Here is a 20,547-nt window from a genome sequence, read left to right as displayed (position 1 = left end):
CTGCGCGCGAGCCGCCATTGACGAATCGGAGAAGACGATGACGGATCGGCAGACCGCGCTGATACGAGGCACATTCGATGAGTGGCCCGATGTGCTGCGCGCCTGGTTCGATGGCACGCATCTGCATGACAAGGCGTCGTTTGCGGCCTCATTGATCGCCGTCGATCCGCTCCGCTGGCCTTGCACGTCGCTGCTCAGCGTGGGCGAAATTGTCGTGCCTGATCCCCACGGTGTGCGGTTCGCGCTATGGCCGCAATCCCGCACCGCGCGGGCTCTTGCCGCCGGCGGCAACGCACTGCTCGAGTTCGTTTTCGGGCACGCGTGGTATCAGGTGCGCCTGGGCGTGAGCACGCCGCGCCGGCAGGACGCGACGACGCTGACTGTATTCGACGCCGTGCTGGAGGCGGCACAATGGCAGCGCGTCGACTATGCACAACTCGTAGCCGGCGTCACGTTCGAGCTGCTCGAGCCCGCGCGCGCTGCCGTGCTTGCGCGTTGGGACGCGCAAATCCGAGCGCTGCTCGCGCACGACTAGCGCGACGAGCCCTTCTTGGTACCACCGCCGAGCAGCGCACCCGGGCCGCCGTTGCGCCGTGGCGGTGATTCGGATGCGCGCGGCTGCCGTGCGTCGCGCTCCTGTGCTGGCGCCATTCGTTTGTCACGGCCACCGTGCGACGAAGGAGTGGTCGCTTCGCGATGCCGCCCTGGCGCGATCTGGGGCACCGCGCCGCTGCGCTTGCCTGCTGGCGCGGCGCCCGGCTTCGCAGTGTGCGTCGACGGGGATTTGCCCGCCTGTGCGGGCCGCAGGTTGGCGGCTGCCCCCGCCGGCGACCTGGCTGGCGCCGCCGGTTGTGACTTGGCAGCTGCCCCTGACTTGGCAGCTGCCCCTAGCTTAGCCGCTGCCCCTGTGCGGGATTTGGCCGCTGGCGCCGCTGGTGGTTTCGCCGCTTGACCAACTTGTGGCTTGGCGCCGGCGCGGCGGGGTTCGCGTGGCCCCGCGCCGCGCGCCGGCTGGCTGCGCCGCTGGATTGGCTCTGGTTTCGCGTTGGGATCCGGTTCGAAACCGGCAATGACCTCGCGCGGCAACGTGCGCTTAATTAGGCGCTCGATGTCCGTCAGCAATTGATGTTCGTCGACGCAGACTAGCGATACGGCCTCGCCCGTCGCGCCCGCGCGGCCTGTTCGGCCGATACGGTGCACGTAGTCTTCCGGAACATTCGGCAGGTCAAAATTCACCACATGCGGCAATTGGTCGATGTCGATGCCGCGCGCTGCGATGTCGGTAGCGACCAACACTTGCAGCGTGCCGTCCTTGAATTCTGACAATGCCCGGGTCCGGGCCGCTTGGCTTTTGTTGCCGTGGATAGCCAGGGCGCTGATACCGTCCTTCGTCAACTGTTCGGCAAGCCGGTTTGCGCCGTGCTTGGTGCGCGTGAACACGAGCACCTGAAACCAGTTGTGCGCCTTAATCAAATGCGTGAGTAGCTCGCGCTTGCGGTCGCGATCGACCGGATAGATCGTTTGGGTGACCGTCTCGGCGGTGGTATTGCGACGGGCCACTTCGATTAGCGCTGGCGAATCGAGCAGGTTGTCCGCGAGCGCCTTGATCTCGTCGGAGAATGTCGCCGAGAACAGCAGGTTCTGGCGCTGCAAAGGCAGATGCTTGAGCACCCGCTTGATGTCGTGGATAAAGCCCATATCCAGCATCCGGTCGGCCTCGTCGAGCACCAGGATCTGCAGGCTGCTGAGGTCGATCGTGCGCTGCTGAAGGTGATCTAGTAATCGTCCAGGCGTGGCCACGACGATGTCGACGCCGCGCCGCAGCGCGTCGATTTGCGGGTTGATGCCGACGCCGCCGAACATGACCGTCGAGCGCAGCTTGAGGTACTTGCCGTATTCGCGCACGCTTTGCTCGACTTGCGCGGCCAATTCGCGTGTCGGCGTCAAGATCAGGGCGCGAACCGGTACTTTGCTCGATGTCGCGCGCGAATGGGATAGCCTTTCCAGAATCGGCAGCGTGAAACCGGCAGTCTTGCCGGTGCCGGTTTGTGCGCCAGCCAGCAGGTCGCCGCCGCCGAGCACGGCCGGAATGGCTTGCCGCTGGATCGGTGTCGGCGTCGTGTAGCCGAGTTCGTTGACTGCACGAACCAGAGGTTCGGACAAGCCGAGAGAATCAAATGACATATTGGATGGTGTCGTCACCGGTCCGGCGCGCAACGCGCATCAGTCGCGAATCGGTGCAGTGAAAGTCTGAAGACGCGAGGGCAAGCCGACTGTCGCGATGCCCCGCGTAAGTAAAACAGCGTGATAACAAAGACAAAGGGCGCGGCCCGTGGTTCCGGCCGCGCCCTGAGATTTGGGGATTCGCGTAGGATCAGTCGAGCGGCGCGGAGCGCAGTTCGTTGACCTGCTGCGGCGACACTGGCGTGCCCTTGTTGCCCCATGCCATGCGCAAGTACGTGACCACGGCGGCGACTTCCTGGTCCGACATCGAGTGCGCGAACGGCGGCATGCCGTACGGCTCAGGATTGGCGTGCGTGCTCGGCGGATAGCCACCATTAAGTACCATGCGGATCGGATTCACTGCCGACTGCATTTGCACCGACTGGTTGTTCGCCAGCGGCGGGAAGTGTGGCGGATAACCAAGACCGTTTTCCGCATGGCACTTCGCGCATTGATCGTTGTAGATCTTCCTGCCTTGCTCGAACAACTCCTTGCCGAACGCGACAGAGGTTTCCAACTGCATCGTCTCCGGTGCTTCCTTCTTCTGCGGAATCGTTTTCAGGTAAGTCGAGATTGCCCGGATGTCTTCGTCAGTCATGTATTGCAGGCTGTTGTGTACGACTTCAGACATAGGCCCGAACACCGCACCACGTTGCGACACGCCAGTCTTCAACAGATCTGAGATGTCCTGCAGATCCCAGTCACCCAGGCCCGCTTCCTTGCTCGATGTGAGCGACGGTGCATACCAGTTCTGCAGCGGGATCAGGCCACCGGCAAACGCCGCTGCCTGGTTCGAGCCGCCTAGCGCGTTGATCGACGTGTGGCACATGCCGCAGTGGCCCAGTCCCTCGACCAGGTAGGCGCCGCGGTTCCACTCGACCGACTTGGTCGGATCCGGCTTGTATTCGCCCTCGCGGAAGAACAACGTGCGCCAGCCGATCAGCATGTTGCGTTGATTAAATGGGAAGCGTAGTTCGTGCTCGCGGCTCGGCTGTGCAACCGGCGCCACTGAACGCAGATATGCGTAGATCGCGTCCGAGTCCGCGCGCGTGACTTTCGTATAGCTAGTGAACGGAAAGCCCGGATACAGCAATTCGCCGTTCTTGCCGCGGCCAGTGTGCATCGCGCGGTAGAAGTCGTCCGAACTCCACTTGCCGATCCCGTACTGCTCGTCCGGTGTGATGTTCGGCGTGTACATTGTACCGAACGGCGTGGCCATCGGCAAGCCACCGGCGAAGGGCTTGCCGCCGCGTACCGTGTGGCATGCAACGCAGTCGCCGGCGCGCGCTAAGTATTCGCCTTGCTTGATCAGCGCGGCCTGGTCGGCCGGGCTCGCGGCCATCGCGCTGCCGCCGTGGATATTGTTGCTGCCAGACCACAGCACCGGCACCAGTGCCGCGGCCGCTACCGCGATGACGGCCGACAGCGCGAAAAGAGTCTTGCGTTTCATCTTGATGTGTCTCCTGTCGCTTACTGCGGCTCACTGCCGCATTGCAGCGGCATCTTCGACGAACGGGCCGGCGCCGGCACTGGGTTAGCCGGTGCGGGTTGCGTGGAGAGCCAGTGGGCGACCGCGGCGATGTCGTCGTCGTTGAGGCGGGTCGCGACCGTGTGCATGCAGTCTGGCGCCTTCGCGCGGCGCACACCAGAGCGCCATGCGCCAAGCTGCGCGCTGATGTAGTCCGCATGTAGGCCCACTAGGCCCGGGATCGCCGGTTCCATGCCGGTCAGCGTCTTGCCGTGGCATGCCGCGCACGCGGGCACGTTGCGCGCCGGATCGCCGTTCAACACGATCTGCTTGCCGCGCGCCAGCGTCGACGCAGAGACGCTCGGCTGCGCCGGCGCCGGGTACGGCGGCCGTTGTTTTGAGTAATACTCGGCGATCTTGCGCAGGTAATCGTCGGAAAGGTACGTGACCAGATAGTTCATCGGCGGGTACTTGCGGTGCCCGTCGCGGAAATTGACCAACTGGTTGTACAGATATTCAGCGGGCTTGCCTGCAAGACGTGGAAAGTAGTCATTGTCGGTGCCCTGACCCTGATCGCCGTGGCATGCGGCGCACGCGGCGACGCGGGCTTCCATTGAGTTCAGAGGCGGCAGGTTCGCTTGCCCTTTGGCAGCGCTGGCAATGCCTGCGCTGGCAGCCAGAAGTGCAGCCAGCAACGGGCGCAAGAGGCGTCTAGAAGACACGCGTAACTCCATCGATAATGGGGACCGCATTGGGTAACGCAGGCGGTTTTGGCGAAGGCTTGGCGCGCCTTCCGAATCGCGGCGCCGACTTGCGGCGGCGAAGGTGCTGCAATGCAGCAGGTTATTCTATCACCGAACGGCCATATTGGCCATTTGGCTGAGCGTCGAGGGGGTCATTTGGCTGGACGTCGCGACGGACGACGCGATTCGGCCATCTGGCCGGTAATGCGATAATTGGCTAAGTCTCTTCGTAAGCCTCGCAGGTCTTTTCGCCATCGGACCAAAAACCTATTTGTGGCCGCTTGCCGCTGTCCCCAACGAGTTGATTTAAGTTATTTTATGCGTCAACGACTCAATAGATTCGCGCCGTGTAGCTGCCGATGGCCGCATTTCCTTCCGAAAATTTCTCGGTGATTTCATGGATTTCGATTCGATTCACGCGTACAGTGCGGTTGCAGACCATTACATGTTACAACAGCAGATTGCCGTTGTAGGCGCTGCGCCACCCAGTCTAATAGGGAGCAGTGCGCTTGCCGTGCTGCCGGCCCGCCAATGCGCGGCACAACAGTCGGTCAGTCCCGCACCGAGGCGCGCGACGACGTTTGAAGACCTGCCGCCTGAGATTATGCGGCGGATCGCCGCGCACACGTCGTTCGACGACATGGGCAGCTTGTCGTCGGCGACGCGGCGCACTTATCACGCGTTGCAGGACATGCGACGCAGCTGGCTTTGTTATCAGCGAGCCGACAATGTTTATCGGCTTGATTCGCGCCGCACGCAGGCGTTGCTGGACGAAATCGAACGGATCGACGGCGAAGCGATATTGCGGGCTGCGCCGCTCGAGGTGCTGTGGCCTCGAATACCGGAATTGCCACAGCAACACCGGGCGCAAACCTATAAGCGGATTTTCGACATGGCGGGCCGGTTGCCGACACATGCGAGCTTGCTGATACGCAAAGGGATGATTGGCACTATACCGGGATTGCCGGTCCAGGAGCAGGTGCCAATGTACGACTTCGTCCATGCGGCTATCGAAAAGAGTGATGCTGCCGGGCAAGGTCAGTTGTGGGCCTCGCTTGCATGGTTGCTTAGATGCTTGCCACTGGATCCGCCGCGCTTCGAGCGCGAATACTCGGCTTTTATCAGCAGGCTTGCCTCGCTGGATGCGCCTGCACAGGCGGAGTTGATCGTGCAGTTGGTGATGCTGCTGCCTGGCTTCTACGAGGATAGTCCGGATGAATCGGCCACGCTGGCCAGTTATCATCGGCTTATGCAAGATTGGGTGCAGCGATTGCCCCCGGCTTATCGGGGGGCGCCAATTGGCGCACTGGCCCATATGATATGGTTGCTGCCGGCGGAGCAAATGCCGGCGCATTATGCGCAGCTACGCAGCCTCACGGAGGCGTTGCCAGACGATCAGATCGGCTTGGTGCTTCGGCGCTTGCCGACTGCGTTGGTGTTGCTGCCACAACAGCACCATGCAGCCGAATTCACGCTGCTGGAGCCTCTTATCAGTCGCGTGCGGCCCGAGCATCGTGAGGCAGTCACATTGGGATTGCTCGAAAGCACCGTTGGACTGGACGACGCGACGCTATCCAGGTGGGCGTGGCGCAAGGCGTTTCAGCTGCTCGACAGCTGCGACGACACCTGTCTGTCTACCGTGGTCGACGAATTGGCCCATCAGCAATTGGTACCCTTGCTTCCCATGCAGCAGTGGGAGGATGCAAAGCACGAGATTCTAGCGTTCATCGAGCGTTACCCGCTCAGCGACGCGGCTCGCGCGAAGTTGCTCGACTTCGTCAATACGACGGTGCCGGAGGATTAACTTGCGTACGATTAGCCGTCAGCGGTGCTGCCATCCGCGTGCCTGCGCCATCAACCCGATGACTTCGTCGTCAGTGGTTTGCGTGAAATCGACGTAATATAGACTCACGCTACTGAACGAATCGAGCGGTGCGAGGCACACAGCGTCGTCCGCCAGCGTCGCAATCGAATTCCAGACGTCGCGTGGAGCGACCGGCGCTGCGGCGACTAGGCGTGCGGCGCCCAAATTGCGCAACGCGAGTAGGGCCACCTTCATCGTGCTTCCGGTGGCCACGCCGTCATCCACAACAATGATCGTGCGCTGCGCGGCTGGCATCGGTGTGGCGCCGTGTCGGTACCGCTCGCGGCGTCGCGCCAATTCCCGCTGCTGACGATGCTGCTCGGCGATCAGATAGTCATCCCCGGGGCGCAGCGCCACAACGATGTCCTCGTTCCAGAGCACTTGTGGCGGATCACCATCGACGATTGAACCTAGCGCGAGTTCCGGCTGCTGCGGCGCGCCGAGCTTGCGTACCAGCAGCACGTCAAGGCTGCCGCCCAGCGCTCGGGCGACCTCAAATGCCACCGGTACGCCGCCGCGCGGCAAGCCGACGACCAGCGGCGTCGCATCCCGATAGCGGGTCAGCGCGCCGGCCAGTGCACTGCCCGCCGCGCGGCGGTTTGGGAAAGGCAAAAGCGTGGACATCGTGTAGGTAATCCGGGATTTGTGTTGTCGCGACCGAAGATGCACCGCGACGGGTAGCTCATCATCGCGTGGACCGCCGGGGACGCTACACGTCGCGCGCCGCGGTCATCGCTTGTTCATTTCTAACTCCGCGCCAGTGGGTGGGTCCGTGGCCGGGTCCGACCTGAGTCGCTGCTTCATCGCGCTCAGCGCGGCATCCTCATCCGGTTGCAGTGTCACGCTCGCCTGGCCGTCACCGCCATCGACCGGCACCGGCGGATTCTCGACGAGGTTTAAGTCGCCACCCTCATTCCAGGGTCCGCGTACCGGTGCCGCGCCGGTCGACATCTTGAAATAACTGTTCGCATATTCCGGCGCGGGCGGCAGCTTGCCCGGCGGGAAATTCGACGTAATGGAATAAAGCGCTTTTTCAAATGATTTCTGATGAGAGACTTCGCGGGTCATCAAAAAGCCGAGCGCGTCTCGCACGCCAGAATCGTCGGTGACATTGATCAGCCGCTCATAGACGATCTTGGCCCTGGCCTCGGCGGCGATATTCGAGCGCAAGTCAGCGGTTGGCTCCCCGATTGTATCGATGTACGCGGCGCTCCACGGCACGCCGGCCGAATTCGTCAGCGGCGTGCCGGCGCCGTACAGCACTTGTGTCACGTGGCTGTCATTGCCGGCGCCATTCAGTTTGCGATAAAGCTCGGCCTGCTCATCGACCGCCTCGGCCAACTCGCCCTTCGCTCCACGATTGAGCATCGCGACGATAGACCCGATGATCTCCAGATGACTGAGTTCTTCTGTCGCGATGTCGAATAGCATGTCCTTGCGGCCGGGATCTTCCTCGCTGATGGCCTGCGTGAAGTAACGCATGGCTGCGGCCAATTCGCCTTGTGGGCCGCCGAACTGCTCCAGCAACAGATTAGCCAGGCCAGGGTCCGTGCCATTGACCCGTACGGTGTACTGCAATCGTTTGTTGTGGACGAACATGAAGCCTCCTGTGACGTGAAAGGTGTCGCGGTGCTCGCCAAGGCCGCACGCGTAGCGTCAGCCGCCGATTTGTTTGCGCAACGTGCGTTCCCGCCAATGCAATGCGCAACCGCATCGTGGCACGGGTATTGCGATAGCGACGTCACCCGCGTGCCCCGTAGAAGGCTATCTGGTGCACGCCGTGCGGTCGCAAGAAATCCATGCGCAGCCGGAACGGCTTGATCCGTTCGTTGAAAAGCGGCCGTATCCGGCGCAAGCGTGTGACAGGTAACGTAATGACGGCACTCTCAAGGGCAATGTGGATCAACGGAGGACGATGATGAACAGCTTGTCCGGCGTCAGTGATCATGGCGTCACGGTATTCGATTATTTGGACCACCATGCCAAGGTGACGGCGCAGCGCAACGCGCGGGGCGCGTGGGTACCGCAGATTCAAATCACGCGCGATCGCGAACCAGTGCAGTTCGATATGCCACAAGAGGTGGCGCCGGAATGGCTGACAGCTGATGAAGCCGTGCGCGCCGGAGTGGAGCGGGCGCGTTTGTTCATCGAGAGGCGACGAGGCGCTAGTTGACGGTGAACGACGCGGTACCGAGCGCCAGTCGGTTGACGGTGAACGATGCGGCACCGAGCGCTGGATTCCTGCTGCCTGTCGTACGCGGATGTCGGTGCGGGGTGTGTTGCTGGCGCGTCTGCGTACTAGTGGTATTGCTCGTACTCGTGGGTATCACATACCAAACGTACCACGTATCAAACACATCGTGTATCAAACGCATCGCGGGCTAAACCTATCGTGTGTGCGGCGCGGCTGGCTTGCGTTCGCTCAAGCCCGCAAATTGCGTGGCTTGCAGCCGGGAATGAACCATGCTAACGGCTAACGGCGTCGCCCGATAGAAGTAGCTGGCACCGTGTTTCAAACAAGGCGCGACGGCGGGCGCGGGGCGCCGCACGGCGTTGGTGTGTGGTGCCGACTCGACAGGAGAGGACCGTGCAGTACAACCCACCCCAAGCTGGAAGGCAGAATCCCGGCGCCGAGCAATCCTGGAGTGAAGGATTTAAGGTGCTCGTCACCGCTAAGCCCGGCATGGACGGCCGTTTTATCGGTGTGCTGAAGGTCGTGCGACAGGCCGATCGCCGCGTGATCTTCCCATTTCCGGGTGCTCCCGAGATCGGTCCATTCGACACGATTGAGCAGGCGCGTGCGGCGGCGCTCGAATATGGCCGCAAGGTTGTGGCTGACGACCGCCGCAATCCAGAGCGGTGACGACGCGGCGTTGCCGGAGGGCGCGCACGCGCCGGCGCCGAGGCGTTCAATACGATGGGGATGTGCAAATTCATGGCGATTTCTAGCGAGCAAACCGCGCAACAAGTCAGACAGGTTCTAGACGGCCGCCGACGCGGCGTACGGATCCTGTTGCCATTGGCTGGACCGGCCGTGGTGGTGTCGGTCGCCTATATGGACCCGGGCAACTTCGCCACCAATATCCAGGCCGGCGCTGGATATGGCTATCAGTTGCTGTGGGTGGTGCTGTTCGCCAGCCTCGTTGCGATGCTCTTCCAGGGCTTGTCGGCACGGCTCGGGATCGTGACCGGGTGTAACCTGGCCCAGTTATGCCGGGCGCGTCTGCCCAAGCCGGTGACCTTGTCGATGTGGATGGCCAGCGAACTCGCGGCGATGGCCACGGATCTGGCCGAGTTCATCGGCGGGGCCATCGGCGTGGCGTTACTGTTTCACATTCCGCTGCTCACCGCCATGGTGATCGTCGGCGTGCTGACGTACCTAATGCTAATGTTCCAGCGGCACGGTTTTCGGCCGCTGGAACTGGCGATTGGCGCCCTGGTCGGTATTATCGCATTAGCCTACGTTGCGCAGCTGTTCATCGTGCCGATTGATTGGCGGGCAGTGGGACACGGCGCGCTCCACCCGTCAATACCCGACCATCCGGCATTGACCATCGCGGTCGGCATCGTCGGTGCGACGGTGATGCCGCATGCGCTTTTCTTGCATTCAGGATTGACCGGCGAGCGCGTCGTCGCGCGAAGCGACGCGGACCGTCGCGCGCTGCTGCGCTACAGTCGGATCGAGGTGCTCGTTGCGTTGAGTGTGGCGGGACTGGTCAACATGGCCATGGTGGTGATGGCCGCCGGCGCATTCCATCCTAGTCATGCACATGTTGCTGAGATCGACCAGGCGTACCGGACATTGACGCCGTTATTTGGTGCTGCAGCCTCGGCATTGTTCATCGTGTCGCTGATCGCTTCGGGCTTGTCAAGCTCGGTGGTCGGCACGATGGCGGGACAAATGATCATGCAGGGCTTCGTCGGTTTCCGCATTCCCGTCATCGTGCGCCGCTTAGTGACGATGTTGCCTGCATTCCTGGTAGTCGCTGCCGGTGTTGATGCGACCCGCGCCTTGATCATCAGCCAGGTGGTATTGAGTCTCACGGTGCCGGTGCCGATGATTGCGCTGGTTTGGTTGTGTCGCCATCGCGATGTGATGGGTGGCTATCGGCTCAGTCCGTGGCTTGCCGTATTATCGATGGTGGCCGCAGTGCTGGTGATTGGCCTAAACGTTGCGTTGATCGTCGATACACTGCGCTAACAGCCCGATTGCGTCTCAACAATGCGACGTGAAAACTTGTCGTCGCACGTGCGGCGGCTTAGGTGGCCGTACGGGTAAGGAGTAGGGTTCAGTCTTGGTCGGATCACCGTACAGGTTCTGACTGAACGGCTGGTAAGCCAGATTGTAGGCGCGGCGGCTGCCGTCGCTGAAGCGGGTCGTCAGTATCAAGCCCATGCTCGTGCTTGCCATGGCTGCCGAGTTAGCCAACGCAGGTGCGGGCATCGAGTTGAACGACGCGCCTTGGAGCGACGCCATGCTGACCGGTGGCGACAACGCTCCCGTCACGCGTTGTCGCCACCGCAGGCAGCCATCAGCGTGGAGCCCGCGAATGTGATGCCCAGCGCAAGCATCGGCGCGCCGACGAGCACATTGCTCGTCGTGCGGTGCTGGGTTGAACGCCGGCGTGGGGCGTTTGCGTCGTTACGGCTACGCCCGTTCTTGGCGAGAGGGGCAGGATACGGCTTTGGCCTGCTCATCGATCCATGCGTGCATCAGCTTGTAGGTGACAGCCAAAATGACCGGCCCGATGAACAGTCCGACGATGCCGAATGCAATCAGTCCACCAAGTACGCCGGCCAACACCAATAGCATCGGCAGGTCCACGCCACGCTGGATCAGCGGCGGACGTATGACATTGTCGAGACTGGAAACGACGAACGCCCAGATGAGCATGGCGACCCCGGCGATAGTCGCGTCCTGGTAGAACAACCAGATTGCCGCGCCAATTAACGGCAGCAGCGGACCGATCTGCGCCAGGCAGAAGATGAGGGTGATCGCGCATACCATGCCCGCGCCGGGTATCCCAGCGGCGAGTAGCCCCAGCCCGGCCAGCGCCGATTGCACAGCCGCGGTGACGACGATGCCCAGCGCGACGGCGCGGATGGCCTGGCCGGCCAGGCGCACCGCGGCCGTACCGCGTTCATCGGCAAGGCGATAAGCAAAGCGCCGCACAGCCCCGGCTGCCGCTTCGCCATGCATGTACAACACCCCGCATAGGATGAGCGTCAACAGCAGATGCACGAGTACGCCACCGACCGCGGTCGCGCGCGACACCATCCATTTCGCGCCGGTATCCGCGTAAGGGGCAACGAATTCCAGCAGGCCGTCGACGCCGGCGTGGGTGAGCCGCTGCCATGCCGAGGTGATGCGCTCGCCGACCAGCGGCACCTCGTGCAACCAAGCCGGTGGCGGAGCGGGCCGGTAGTCTGGCAGGGCGCGGGCGTGTTGCAGGATCGTATCGGCGTGGGCCGCGATGGCTACCACCGCGCCATACAGCGGCAACGCGATGACGATCAACAAGGCGGCCAGCATCAACGCAGTCGCTCGGCCGCGTCGTCCGCCGAGCCGCTCCTGTGCGCCGCGCATCATCGGCCACGTTGCCACGACGATCATCGTGGCCCAAATCAGCGCGGGCAGGAACGGGCTCATGATATACAGGCTGCCCCCGATCAGCAGCGACAAAATAAAAATGATTAGCAAAGCCCGCGCGATATCTGTTTGCGCTTGTGAATGGTTCATACCGTCGATACCTCCAGCGTGATTGATGTGCCGCGCGCAGCGCGACGTGCATGGGGAAAGCAAGGATCGGTCCCGATTCACGTGCGCATGTTCCACACGATGGCGAAAAAACATGAGCTTATGGCCGGTGCGACATCACCGTTGCGACAGCCGCCGTTTCAACAGCGGTTCGAGCCGTTCGGCAAAGACTCGAAACCGTCTGGATACCGGTTCGCGGTGGGGGGCGAACAATGTCATCGGCATTGGGGCCGCTCGGTGCTTTGGCAGGACCTCAATCAGATTGCCGCGGCGCAGAATGCTTGCACCGAACAGATGCACAATCAGCCCTGATTGCCAAAACCAACTCTGCGCACCGCTTCCATTAAGATGGCTCATGCCTGAGCCATGGAAAGTTCCAATTTCGAACACTGTCTAGGATGCGTGCACGGGCCGCCTCAGAGAAACGATTGGCTTCCATAAACTCGATGACCTGAGCCTTGGCAGATAATAATTTTTGATCGTTAATGGTCCGGAACACAGAATATGTCTGAAGCCCGGTGAGCAGACGCAATAACGCCGCTTCGCCCCTGCCATTGATCAAATCCAACCCTTGCGGCCATACTCGCTGCGACAGCGCCTCATCCAGATAACGAATACTAGACAGCAATCCGAGCGCCGCCCCCTCACGCTGCGCCGCTGGCACACGCGCCAAATGGCGCTCAAACAAGGCCAACTCCTGTGCATGTTGGTCAGGCGGCAACGCCTTGATTCCCGCCGCCGGCAAATGGCGAAATGCGATTCCCCACTGCTCGTCTGGCAGCGATAAAGCTAAGTCGCGCATTTGCGCGTAACGCACGGGCTGCTCCGTTTTTGGCAAGACCCATATGCTGTCCGCCAACGCGCCAACTGCCTTATCCTGATAAGCGGGTGGAAGGCGCAGAGTCTGTTCGTAAAAAAACGCGTACTGCGCGGATTTACTCGGGTGCGCCCTATCCGAATGCAAATGCCCCAGTAGCCCGACCAAGACCGAAATCAGCTCCGCTTGCTGGGACACGTTCAAAGACGGCAGCCGCGCCAAGATCGCCTGATAACGCTCAATGAACTCCGGTGAGCCGATGTTGAAATTGATCAACCCAATCGCCAGTGCCGGCCAGACATTGTCCTGCTCAGGCCCGCGCTGTGCCACTAAGGCGTGAGCGAAGTCAAATACTTCAAGACGCTGATACCATGGCAAATAACGAAATCTCAGCATCAGCGCCTTTTGTATTGGTAACCCATGCTTCGGAATGCGCTGCGCGGCTGCGAACAATCGCTTGAACGCTTCGCCTTGCTCGGCCTTCGGCAATGCTTGCAGACGCTGGCGCAACGCGTCAATCGGCTCGACGTGCTGCGCCGGATCGGCGAGCGTGCCATCCATCTCATTGAGCAGTTGATTGATTGACGCGAGACTTACGGCTTGATTGGCTCGTTGCCAGTAGCGGTAGACTAACTGCTTGGTTTGCATCGCATGATACGTGCGACGATTGACTACTGAAAAATTTTTCACGTCTTGAACGGGCACGTAGTCACCGATCCGCTCAATCAGTTCGGGCGGCAGGTCATGATATGTCGTGGGCCGGCTGGCCGACGTGTTAGCTAAAGCGCTGCTTGGTGGCTGCCGTGGCGGTGGCACCGACGCGGCGGGTTGCGGGCACGACTCCAACGCGCGGATGTAGGCACTATAGTCGTTTAAAGCGGCATTCAGATCAAAGTCCATCAGCACACTCAGCGGTCGATAAAAAGAAACGGCGCAATACGAAGCGAAACCGCACAGCAGGTTAGCTAAAAGCGGGAAGACGAGCACAGCTATGAACTTTTAAACGCCATGTTTTTGGCGGATAGTGCTCTGACGATATGCGGGAGCGGTTACATCGTTTTTTGGTAACGCACACTTTTGAAGAAGCTCGTGCGACGCTGGCCCTGGTAAACAGCAAGCAGCCCAAACAACGTGCGGCTCAAATAACTGATGATGCAGATAAGTTGCATCCTACTGTCTGCGGCCGCACCGCGCACACGTAATGCTGGAGCGAGCGAAGCTTGTCTATGGCGATGCCCACGAGCGTGGTTGGGTGCAGCGAAGAAGGTGCGTGCGCAGAAACGGCACGAACTGGCCACTGCCATCGAAGCGTTCCAGTCCCACGACCTGCGCGTTAAAGCGGGGCACCGACAAGGGGAAATCGGCAGGCATGGCGGCGGCCAACGACCAGCTAGGACACGCTGATGAGAAGATGACGCGCCGATATGTGCGGCACCGGAAGGGCAAGCTGGTGACGTCTACCCGGTAGCGAAGATTGCAGAACAGCGCGCTATTTGCGGAACAAAACAGCCCGCATCGTGGCGGGCCGCGTCAAATATGGTGGCGAATCAGGGACTCGAACCCCGGACCTGCGGATTATGATTCCGTCGCTCTAACCGACTGAGCTAATTCGCCGAAAGAATCTCAGATTATGGGCATGAGCAGACGTGTTGTCAACCACTTTCACGTCCCCCTTGGGGGCCGGCCGATGCAAAGCGGTTGGAATTGCGTTGCCGCAGCCTGCTTAATACGTCGAGCTTGCCCATGCGCGGCAGTCCGAGATTAAGGAACAGCAGGTCGAACGATTGCATCGACAGGGCTACGTCGGCCTCGACCCCGTCTTGATGTGATCAACCGTATAGCCCAAATGGCGGAGTGATCGGATCAGGCCATCCGCGAGTATGCTGTCATTTTCGGCAATAAGCATGCGTATGGGCATTTTAGTGCCGGCGGCGCAAACTTGTCCCCGTTCTCGGCGTTTTCTTATCGTACATATTGCAACGACATGCGGTGTCCAGCGCAATACGCATCGACCCTACCCTCCGAGGGACGCGGCGGGACCAGGCATGCTAGTTGCGAAAAGGACGCATGTATTTCGCGCTTGCAAACAACACTGTTTTTTTATACAGTATCCGAAGCCGTGCGTTGGCGCGGGCAGCGGTATTATCCAGAGATGGCCGGAATGGCCGCGATGCGAGGCGTGCCGCCTCGGTAACGGACTGCCGCTCATCATAGCAAAGGACGATTCATGGAAGAAAGCAAGAAAGGCTCAGCTGGACTGACTGCGGAGAAGAACAAGGCACTGGCTGCCGCGCTGTCGCAGATCGAGAAGCAGTTCGGTAAGGGGTCGATCATGCGACTTGGCCATGGCGAGGCAGTCGAAGACATTCAAGTCGTATCGACTGGCTCGCTCGGCCTAGACATTGCGCTAGGCGTCGGTGGGCTGCCGCGTGGCCGTGTCGTCGAGATTTACGGGCCGGAATCGTCCGGCAAGACGACGCTCACACTGCAAGTAATCGCTGAGATGCAGAAAATCGGCGGCACCTGCGCGTTTATCGACGCGGAACACGCGCTCGATGTCCAGTATGCGTCCAAGCTGGGCGTCAACGCGTCGGAACTGCTGATTTCTCAACCCGATACTGGCGAGCAGGCACTGGAAATCGCCGATGCGCTCGTGCGCTCGGGGTCGATCGACATGATCGTCATCGACTCGGTGGCTGCGCTCGTGCCGAAAGCCGAAATCGAAGGTGAAATGGGCGATTCACTGCCCGGCTTGCAGGCGCGGCTGATGTCGCAGGCGCTGCGCAAGCTGACCGGTACGATCAAGCGGACCAACTGCTTGGTCATCTTCATTAACCAGATTCGCATGAAGATCGGTGTGATGTTCGGCAACCCGGAAACCACCACCGGCGGCAATGCGTTGAAGTTTTACGCGTCGGTCCGGCTCGATATCCGTCGGATCGGCTCGATTAAGAAGAACGATGAAGTCATCGGTAACGAAACGCGGGTTAAGGTGGTCAAAAACAAAGTGTCGCCACCGTTTCGCGAGGCGATTTTCGACATCTTGTATGGCGAGGGGATTTCGCGACACGGTGAAATCATCGATCTTGGCGTCCAGGCGAAGATCGTTGAGAAGGCGGGTGCCTGGTATAGCTACAACGGCGAGAAGATTGGCCAGGGCAAGGACAATGCGCGGGAGTTCCTGCGTGAAAATCCGGATCTTGCGCGCGAGATCGAAAATCGCGTTCGTGAATCGCTCGGTGTCGTGGCGATGCCGGCCGGCGCGGTAGCCGCCGAGGGTGGACAAGCGTAACGCGAAGTGCGCACGAAGTGCCCGCGCCCCGTGCCAAGCCTGAAGGGGCGCGCGTTGAGGTATTTGTCGCGCCGAGATTACAGTCGTGCCGAACTGGCTGCTAAGCTCAAGCGCGACGCCCAGGAAGGCGACAATATTGAGCCGATTCTCGATGCACTCGAACGGGACGGTTGGCTGTCCGATAGTCGGTTTGCTGAAAGCGTCGTGCATCGCCGTGCGTCCCGCTTCGGCGCGGCCCGGATCGTTGGTGAGTTGAAGCGGCACGCGTTGCATGGCGACCTGCTGGACGACATCGGCAATCAATTACGGGAAACCGAATGGGAGCGGGCGAAAGCGGTGTGGCAAAAGAAATTTCAGGGCCATGTCGCGCAGTCGCCGGCCGAGCGTGCGAAGCAGGCGCGTTTCCTGGCCGCCCGCGGCTTTTCCCGCGTGGTGATTTCGCGGCTCGTCAGCGGGATCGACGACGAAGCCGGCGATGAATGACGGTCTGCGTAGACCGCGTCGTGCTACGTAGCATGCTGTGCTCCGTCTATGCGTTCGTGGCGGTGAAGTGCGTTCCGGGGTGGGCACGCGGGTGTCGTCAGGCCGTCAGACCGGTATGCTAAAATCGCTGAGTTTTCCATCCGGCCGCAACCCTTTCCATGCCGCTCCCTCCCTCTGCTCCTCGTCGGGCGCGTCATCGCCGTGCGATTGACGTGCAAGCGTTCGAGCGCGGAGACGGCCTGTGGGACATCGAAGCATGCCTGACCGACTGCAACGCGCGTGACACGCAACTCGCAACCGGCGTTAGGCTGACCGAGCTACCTATCCACAAACTCCGGCTGCGGGTGACGATTGATCATCGGATAAATGTCGTCGATGCGCAGTCACCGGCGGTGAAATGGGTTTCTGATCTGGGGCATGGCGAAGACGTCAATCCAAGCGATCGCGCATTGATTGAGTTGGACCTGCGTCGTGGGCTCCGGCATGCCGTTACTGAGCGTCTTGGTGAGGCGGCGGGCCGCGCGCATCTGACCAATTTGCGCATGCTATCGACGAGTGTAGTAACCCTCCAGGCTTGCGTCGGCGACGTGTCGCAGACAGGCGTGTCAGACACGGACGCAGCCGGCGATGTGATGCCGTTTCAGCTTGATCGCTGCCACGCGTTGAAGCTTGACGGTTCGTGGTTACGCAATTCTATTCGCGCTGGTAGGGCTAGGCGCCGCGTGAGGTCCGCGTCGCTTCGTGCGCGAAGCCGCGCCAAGCGCCGCACACAGCGATATTCATTCCAACTCTCAGACTGAAGGAATCACGCATGAAGATTCACGAGTACCAGGGTAAAGAGATCCTGCGGAAATTCGGGGTCACGGTGCCACGCGGCAAGCCCGCGTTTTCGGTAGACGAAGCCGTCAAGGTGGCCGAGGAGCTCGGCGGCCCGGTCTGGGTGGTGAAGGCCCAGATCCATGCGGGTGGCCGTGGCAAAGGCGGTGGTGTCAAGGTCGCGAAATCCCTGGATCAGGTGCGCGAATATTCGAACCAGATCCTTGGCATGCAGCTCAAGACGCACCAGACCGGCCCCGAAGGGCAAAAGGTCAACCGGCTGCTGATCGAAGAAGGCGCGGACATCAAGAAGGAACTGTATGTTGGCCTCGTCGTCGACCGTATCTCGCAAAAAGTCGTGCTGATGGCCTCCAGCGAAGGCGGCATGGACATCGAGGAAGTGGCTGCGAAGACGCCCGAGTTGATCCACAAGGTTGCGGTCGATCCGGCTAAGGGCTTGCAGGACGCTGAAGCAGACGAGATCGCTAAGAAAATCGGCGTGCCGGATACATCGCTCGCACAGGCTCGTGCAAACCTGCATGGACTGTACAAGGCGTTCTGGGAAACGGACGCATCGCTGGCTGAAATCAACCCGTTGATCCTGACCGGCGACGGCAAGGTAATCGCGTTGGACGCAAAGTTCAACTTCGATTCGAACGCGCTGTTCCGTCACTCGGAGATCGTTGCATACCGTGATCTTGACGAAGAGGATCCGGCTGAAATCGAGGCGTCAAAGTTCGATCTTGCGTACATCTCCCTGGATGGCAACATCGGCTGTCTGGTCAATGGCGCCGGCTTGGCGATGGCGACGATGGATACGATCAAGTTGTTCGGTGGCGAACCGGCGAACTTCCTCGATGTCGGCGGTGGTGCGACGACCGAGAAGGTAACCGAAGCGTTCAAGCTGATGCTGAAGAACCCGAACTTGAAGGCCATCCTTGTGAACATCTTCGGTGGGATCATGCGTTGCGATGTGATCGCCGAGGGCGTGATCGCGGCATCGAAGGCGGTGCACCTACAAGTCCCGCTGGTCGTGCGAATGAAGGGCACTAACGAGGACCTCGGCAAGAAGATGCTCGCCGACTCCGGGTTGCCGATCATTTCCGCGGACAGCATGGAAGAAGCCGCGCAGAAGGTCGTCGCCGCAGCCGAAGGCAAGTAAGCCGCCGCGCTCACTTCGAGGATACGCATGGTGTCGTTGCCACCGCGCCTGCGCGAGCTGCGACGCCGAACGAAAGAGGTCATTACATGTCGATTCTGATCAACAAAGATACGAAGGTCATCACGCAGGGTATTACCGGCAAGACTGGCCAGTTCCACACGCGCGCCTGCCGCGAGTACGCGAATGGCCGCGCTGCCTATGTCGCGGGTGTAAATCCGAAGAAAGCCGGCGAGGATTTCGAGGGCATTCCGATTTTCGGCAGCGTCAAGGAAGCCAAGGCGCAGACCGGTGCGACCGTGTCGGTGATCTATGTGCCGCCGGCCGGCGCCGCTGCGGCAATTTGGGAAGCCGTCGAAGCCGATCTGGACCTGGCGATCTGCATCACCGAAGGCATTCCGGTTCGGGACATGATCGAGGTGCGCGACCGGATGCGCCGCGAGAACCGCAAGACGTTGTTGCTCGGGCCGAACTGCCCGGGTGTGATCACACCCGACGAGCTGAAGATCGGCATCATGCCCGGTCACATCCACAAGAAAGGTCGCATCGGCGTTGTCTCCCGCTCGGGTACGCTGACGTATGAGGCGGTTGCCCAACTGACTGCGCTTGGCCTGGGCCAATCGTCGGCTGTCGGGATCGGCGGTGACCCGATCAACGGTCTGAAGCACATCGACGTAATGAAGATGTTCAACGACGATCCGGATACGGATGCGGTCATCATGATCGGTGAAATCGGCGGCCCGGACGAGGCGAATGCCTCGTACTGGATCAAGGACAACATGAAGAAGCCGGTCGTGGGCTTCATCGCCGGCGTGACGGCGCCCCCGGGCAAGCGGATGGGTCACGCTGGCGCATTGATCTCGGGTGGCGCCGACACCGCCGAAGCGAAGCTCGAGATCATGGAGTCGTGCGGCATCAAGGTAACGAAGAACCCATCCGAGATGGGTCGCTTGTTGAAGTCGGTGCTGTAAGCACCGCCGACACGTATTCATCACTTCCGGCACGGCCGGCCACCGCGATGCGGTGGCCGGCCGTATCTTTTTCCAGCCGGTGAAGCGCGGAATTTGATATCCTTTCAAAAATCTTTCGAGTTCGGCGCTTGCTATAAGCAACGAGTCTGAAAAACGCTTGGTCTTTTCCATTCTGCGCCGACCACCATGCTCGAATTGCTCGCCTCGTTGAACTGGAGCGCCGTGCTCCAGATCGTCATCATTGATATCCTGCTGGGCGGCGACAATGCCGTTATCATCGCGCTGGCCTGCCGGAATCTTTCTCCCGCGCAACGGGTGCAAGGCGTGCTGTGGGGCACGGTCGGCGCCATCGCGCTGCGCGTCGTGCTGATTTCGTTCGCCGTATTGTTGCTCGACGTGCCAGTCCTGAAGCTCACTGGCGGCCTGTTGTTGCTGTGGATCGGCATCAAGTTGATGCGGCCGCAACCGGATGCGCATGGCAGCGTCAAGGCCGCGGACAAGCTGTGGGCGGCTGTGCGTACCATCATCGTTGCCGATTTCGTAATGAGCCTGGACAACGTGATCGCGATAGCCGGCGCGGCCGATGCGGCTGCGTCGGAGCATCGGCTGGGGCTGGTGGTCTTTGGCTTGCTGTTGAGTGTGCCGTTGATCGTATGGGGCAGCGCGCTGGTGCTCAAATTGCTGGGTCGTTTCCCGGCGATCGTCGCATTCGGCGCCGCGTTGCTCGGCTGGATTGCCGGTGGCCTGATCATCGGTGATCCCCTTGTGGGGAGGCTGCTTGAGGATAGCACGCAAGCGTATCACTACGTCGCCGGCGTTATCGGTGCGCTGACCGTGATCGGGATCGGTGGGTGGCTGAAACGCCGTAGCCGGTATGGCACGGCGGTGCGCGTTCGCTGACGCGCGGATACGGGACGCGACGGCCAATGCGTTCCGGCATTCCATCACGACGC

General features: G+C 61.0%; 18 protein-coding genes, 1 tRNA gene and 3 pseudogenes. 11 read left to right on the top strand and 11 right to left on the bottom strand.

The window, feature by feature from the left end:
• Positions 1 to 37: 37 nt before the first annotated feature.
• Positions 38 to 535 (top strand): hypothetical protein, encoded by a 498-nt coding sequence (locus tag KQH55_RS11815; protein WP_235091097.1) that lies wholly within the window; start codon positions 38 to 40, stop codon positions 533 to 535.
• Here the strand turns inward: KQH55_RS11815 and KQH55_RS11810 are convergent.
• From KQH55_RS11810 to KQH55_RS11800, 3 genes are all read right to left on the bottom strand, one after another.
• Positions 532 to 2,184 carry a DEAD/DEAH box helicase gene (locus KQH55_RS11810; RefSeq protein WP_235091088.1) on the bottom strand — a complete coding sequence of 551 codons (1,653 nt, stop codon included), beginning with the start codon at positions 2,182 to 2,184 and terminating at the stop codon, positions 532 to 534. The genes KQH55_RS11815 and KQH55_RS11810 overlap by 4 nt on opposite strands.
• 190 nt (positions 2,185 to 2,374) lie before the next feature.
• Entirely contained in the window at positions 2,375 to 3,673 is a 1,299-nt protein-coding gene (locus KQH55_RS11805) for a cytochrome c (RefSeq protein WP_076796222.1), read from the bottom strand.
• A gap of 20 nt (positions 3,674 to 3,693) precedes the next feature.
• Entirely contained in the window at positions 3,694 to 4,425 is a 732-nt protein-coding gene (locus KQH55_RS11800; RefSeq protein WP_076786126.1) for a c-type cytochrome, read from the bottom strand.
• 406 nt (positions 4,426 to 4,831) lie between these two features.
• Between KQH55_RS11800 and KQH55_RS11795 the strand changes: the two genes are divergently transcribed.
• Positions 4,832 to 6,238 (top strand): hypothetical protein, encoded by a 1,407-nt coding sequence (locus KQH55_RS11795; protein ID WP_076796220.1) that lies wholly within the window; start codon positions 4,832 to 4,834, stop codon positions 6,236 to 6,238.
• Positions 6,239 to 6,256: 18 nt separating this feature from the next.
• On the opposite strand, the gene KQH55_RS11790 is transcribed toward KQH55_RS11795, so the two are convergent.
• The gene (locus KQH55_RS11790) at positions 6,257 to 6,922 is read right to left on the bottom strand and encodes a phosphoribosyltransferase (protein WP_076786128.1); all 666 of its coding nucleotides are present in this window, start codon (positions 6,920 to 6,922) and stop codon (positions 6,257 to 6,259) included.
• Between the two features lie 105 nt (positions 6,923 to 7,027).
• The gene (locus tag KQH55_RS11785; protein ID WP_076796214.1) at positions 7,028 to 7,897 is read right to left on the bottom strand and encodes a manganese catalase family protein; all 870 of its coding nucleotides are present in this window, start codon (positions 7,895 to 7,897) and stop codon (positions 7,028 to 7,030) included.
• 319 nt (positions 7,898 to 8,216) lie between these two features.
• Here KQH55_RS11785 and KQH55_RS11780 point away from each other — a divergent pair, with 319 nt between their 5' ends.
• The 3 genes from KQH55_RS11780 (at position 8,217) to KQH55_RS11770 (ending at position 10,499) form a co-directional block, all read left to right on the top strand.
• Positions 8,217 to 8,471, top strand: coding sequence for a DUF6566 family protein (locus tag KQH55_RS11780; RefSeq protein WP_076787698.1), 255 nt, complete (start codon positions 8,217 to 8,219; stop codon positions 8,469 to 8,471).
• A 486-nt stretch (positions 8,472 to 8,957) separates the two neighbouring features.
• On the top strand, positions 8,958 to 9,161 hold the full coding sequence (locus KQH55_RS11775) for a DUF6723 family protein (protein WP_235091132.1): 204 nt from the start codon (positions 8,958 to 8,960) through the stop codon (positions 9,159 to 9,161).
• 72 nt (positions 9,162 to 9,233) lie between these two features.
• The gene (locus KQH55_RS11770; protein ID WP_235091086.1) at positions 9,234 to 10,499 is read left to right on the top strand and encodes an Nramp family divalent metal transporter; all 1,266 of its coding nucleotides are present in this window, start codon (positions 9,234 to 9,236) and stop codon (positions 10,497 to 10,499) included.
• A 15-nt stretch (positions 10,500 to 10,514) separates the two neighbouring features.
• Here KQH55_RS11770 and KQH55_RS11765 read toward each other — a convergent pair whose 3' ends face one another.
• The 6 genes and pseudogenes from KQH55_RS11765 to KQH55_RS11740 all read right to left on the bottom strand — a co-directional run.
• Positions 10,515 to 10,709, bottom strand: coding sequence for a hypothetical protein (locus KQH55_RS11765; RefSeq protein ID WP_235091084.1), 195 nt, complete (start codon positions 10,707 to 10,709; stop codon positions 10,515 to 10,517).
• Between the two features lie 237 nt (positions 10,710 to 10,946).
• Entirely contained in the window at positions 10,947 to 12,038 is a 1,092-nt protein-coding gene (gene ydiK, locus KQH55_RS11760; RefSeq protein WP_235091083.1) for an AI-2E family transporter YdiK, read from the bottom strand.
• A 135-nt stretch (positions 12,039 to 12,173) separates the two neighbouring features.
• A pseudogene (locus KQH55_RS16710) lies at positions 12,174 to 12,332 on the bottom strand (LysR family transcriptional regulator); the annotation flags it as partial.
• 67 nt (positions 12,333 to 12,399) lie between these two features.
• The gene (locus tag KQH55_RS11750; protein ID WP_235091078.1) at positions 12,400 to 13,773 is read right to left on the bottom strand and encodes a hypothetical protein; all 1,374 of its coding nucleotides are present in this window, start codon (positions 13,771 to 13,773) and stop codon (positions 12,400 to 12,402) included.
• A 637-nt stretch (positions 13,774 to 14,410) separates the two neighbouring features.
• Positions 14,411 to 14,487: transfer RNA gene (locus KQH55_RS11745), tRNA-Met, on the bottom strand.
• Positions 14,488 to 14,570: 83 nt separating this feature from the next.
• Positions 14,571 to 14,785 (bottom strand): annotated as a pseudogene (locus KQH55_RS11740) (response regulator); the annotation flags it as partial.
• A gap of 315 nt (positions 14,786 to 15,100) precedes the next feature.
• On the opposite strand from KQH55_RS11740, the gene recA reads away from it, so the two are divergent.
• The 6 genes and pseudogenes from recA to KQH55_RS11710 all read left to right on the top strand — a co-directional run bounded on the left by recA (position 15,101) and on the right by KQH55_RS11710 (position 20,494).
• On the top strand, positions 15,101 to 16,165 hold the full coding sequence (gene recA, locus KQH55_RS11735) for a recombinase RecA (protein WP_076786136.1): 1,065 nt from the start codon (positions 15,101 to 15,103) through the stop codon (positions 16,163 to 16,165).
• 15 nt (positions 16,166 to 16,180) lie between these two features.
• Positions 16,181 to 16,648 (top strand): annotated as a pseudogene (gene recX, locus KQH55_RS11730) (recombination regulator RecX); the annotation flags it as partial.
• Between the two features lie 158 nt (positions 16,649 to 16,806).
• A complete protein-coding gene (locus KQH55_RS11725; protein WP_235091074.1) occupies positions 16,807 to 17,448 on the top strand; it encodes a DUF2889 domain-containing protein in 642 nt (213 codons plus the stop codon).
• Between the two features lie 11 nt (positions 17,449 to 17,459).
• The gene (sucC, locus tag KQH55_RS11720) at positions 17,460 to 18,626 is read left to right on the top strand and encodes an ADP-forming succinate--CoA ligase subunit beta (RefSeq protein ID WP_076786139.1); all 1,167 of its coding nucleotides are present in this window, start codon (positions 17,460 to 17,462) and stop codon (positions 18,624 to 18,626) included.
• Between the two features lie 86 nt (positions 18,627 to 18,712).
• Positions 18,713 to 19,594, top strand: a complete 882-nt coding sequence (gene sucD, locus KQH55_RS11715) for a succinate--CoA ligase subunit alpha (protein WP_041754466.1) — start codon at positions 18,713 to 18,715, stop codon at positions 19,592 to 19,594.
• A 186-nt stretch (positions 19,595 to 19,780) separates the two neighbouring features.
• Positions 19,781 to 20,494, top strand: coding sequence for a TerC family protein (locus KQH55_RS11710; protein ID WP_235091072.1), 714 nt, complete (start codon positions 19,781 to 19,783; stop codon positions 20,492 to 20,494).
• Positions 20,495 to 20,547 lie beyond the last annotated feature (53 nt).

This window comes from Mycetohabitans sp. B3 (genome assembly GCF_021498065.1).
Lineage (GTDB): Bacteria > Pseudomonadota > Gammaproteobacteria > Burkholderiales > Burkholderiaceae > Mycetohabitans.
The sequence above is the reverse complement of the archived record's forward strand: the minus strand, read 5'-3'. Positions and strand labels throughout refer to the sequence as shown.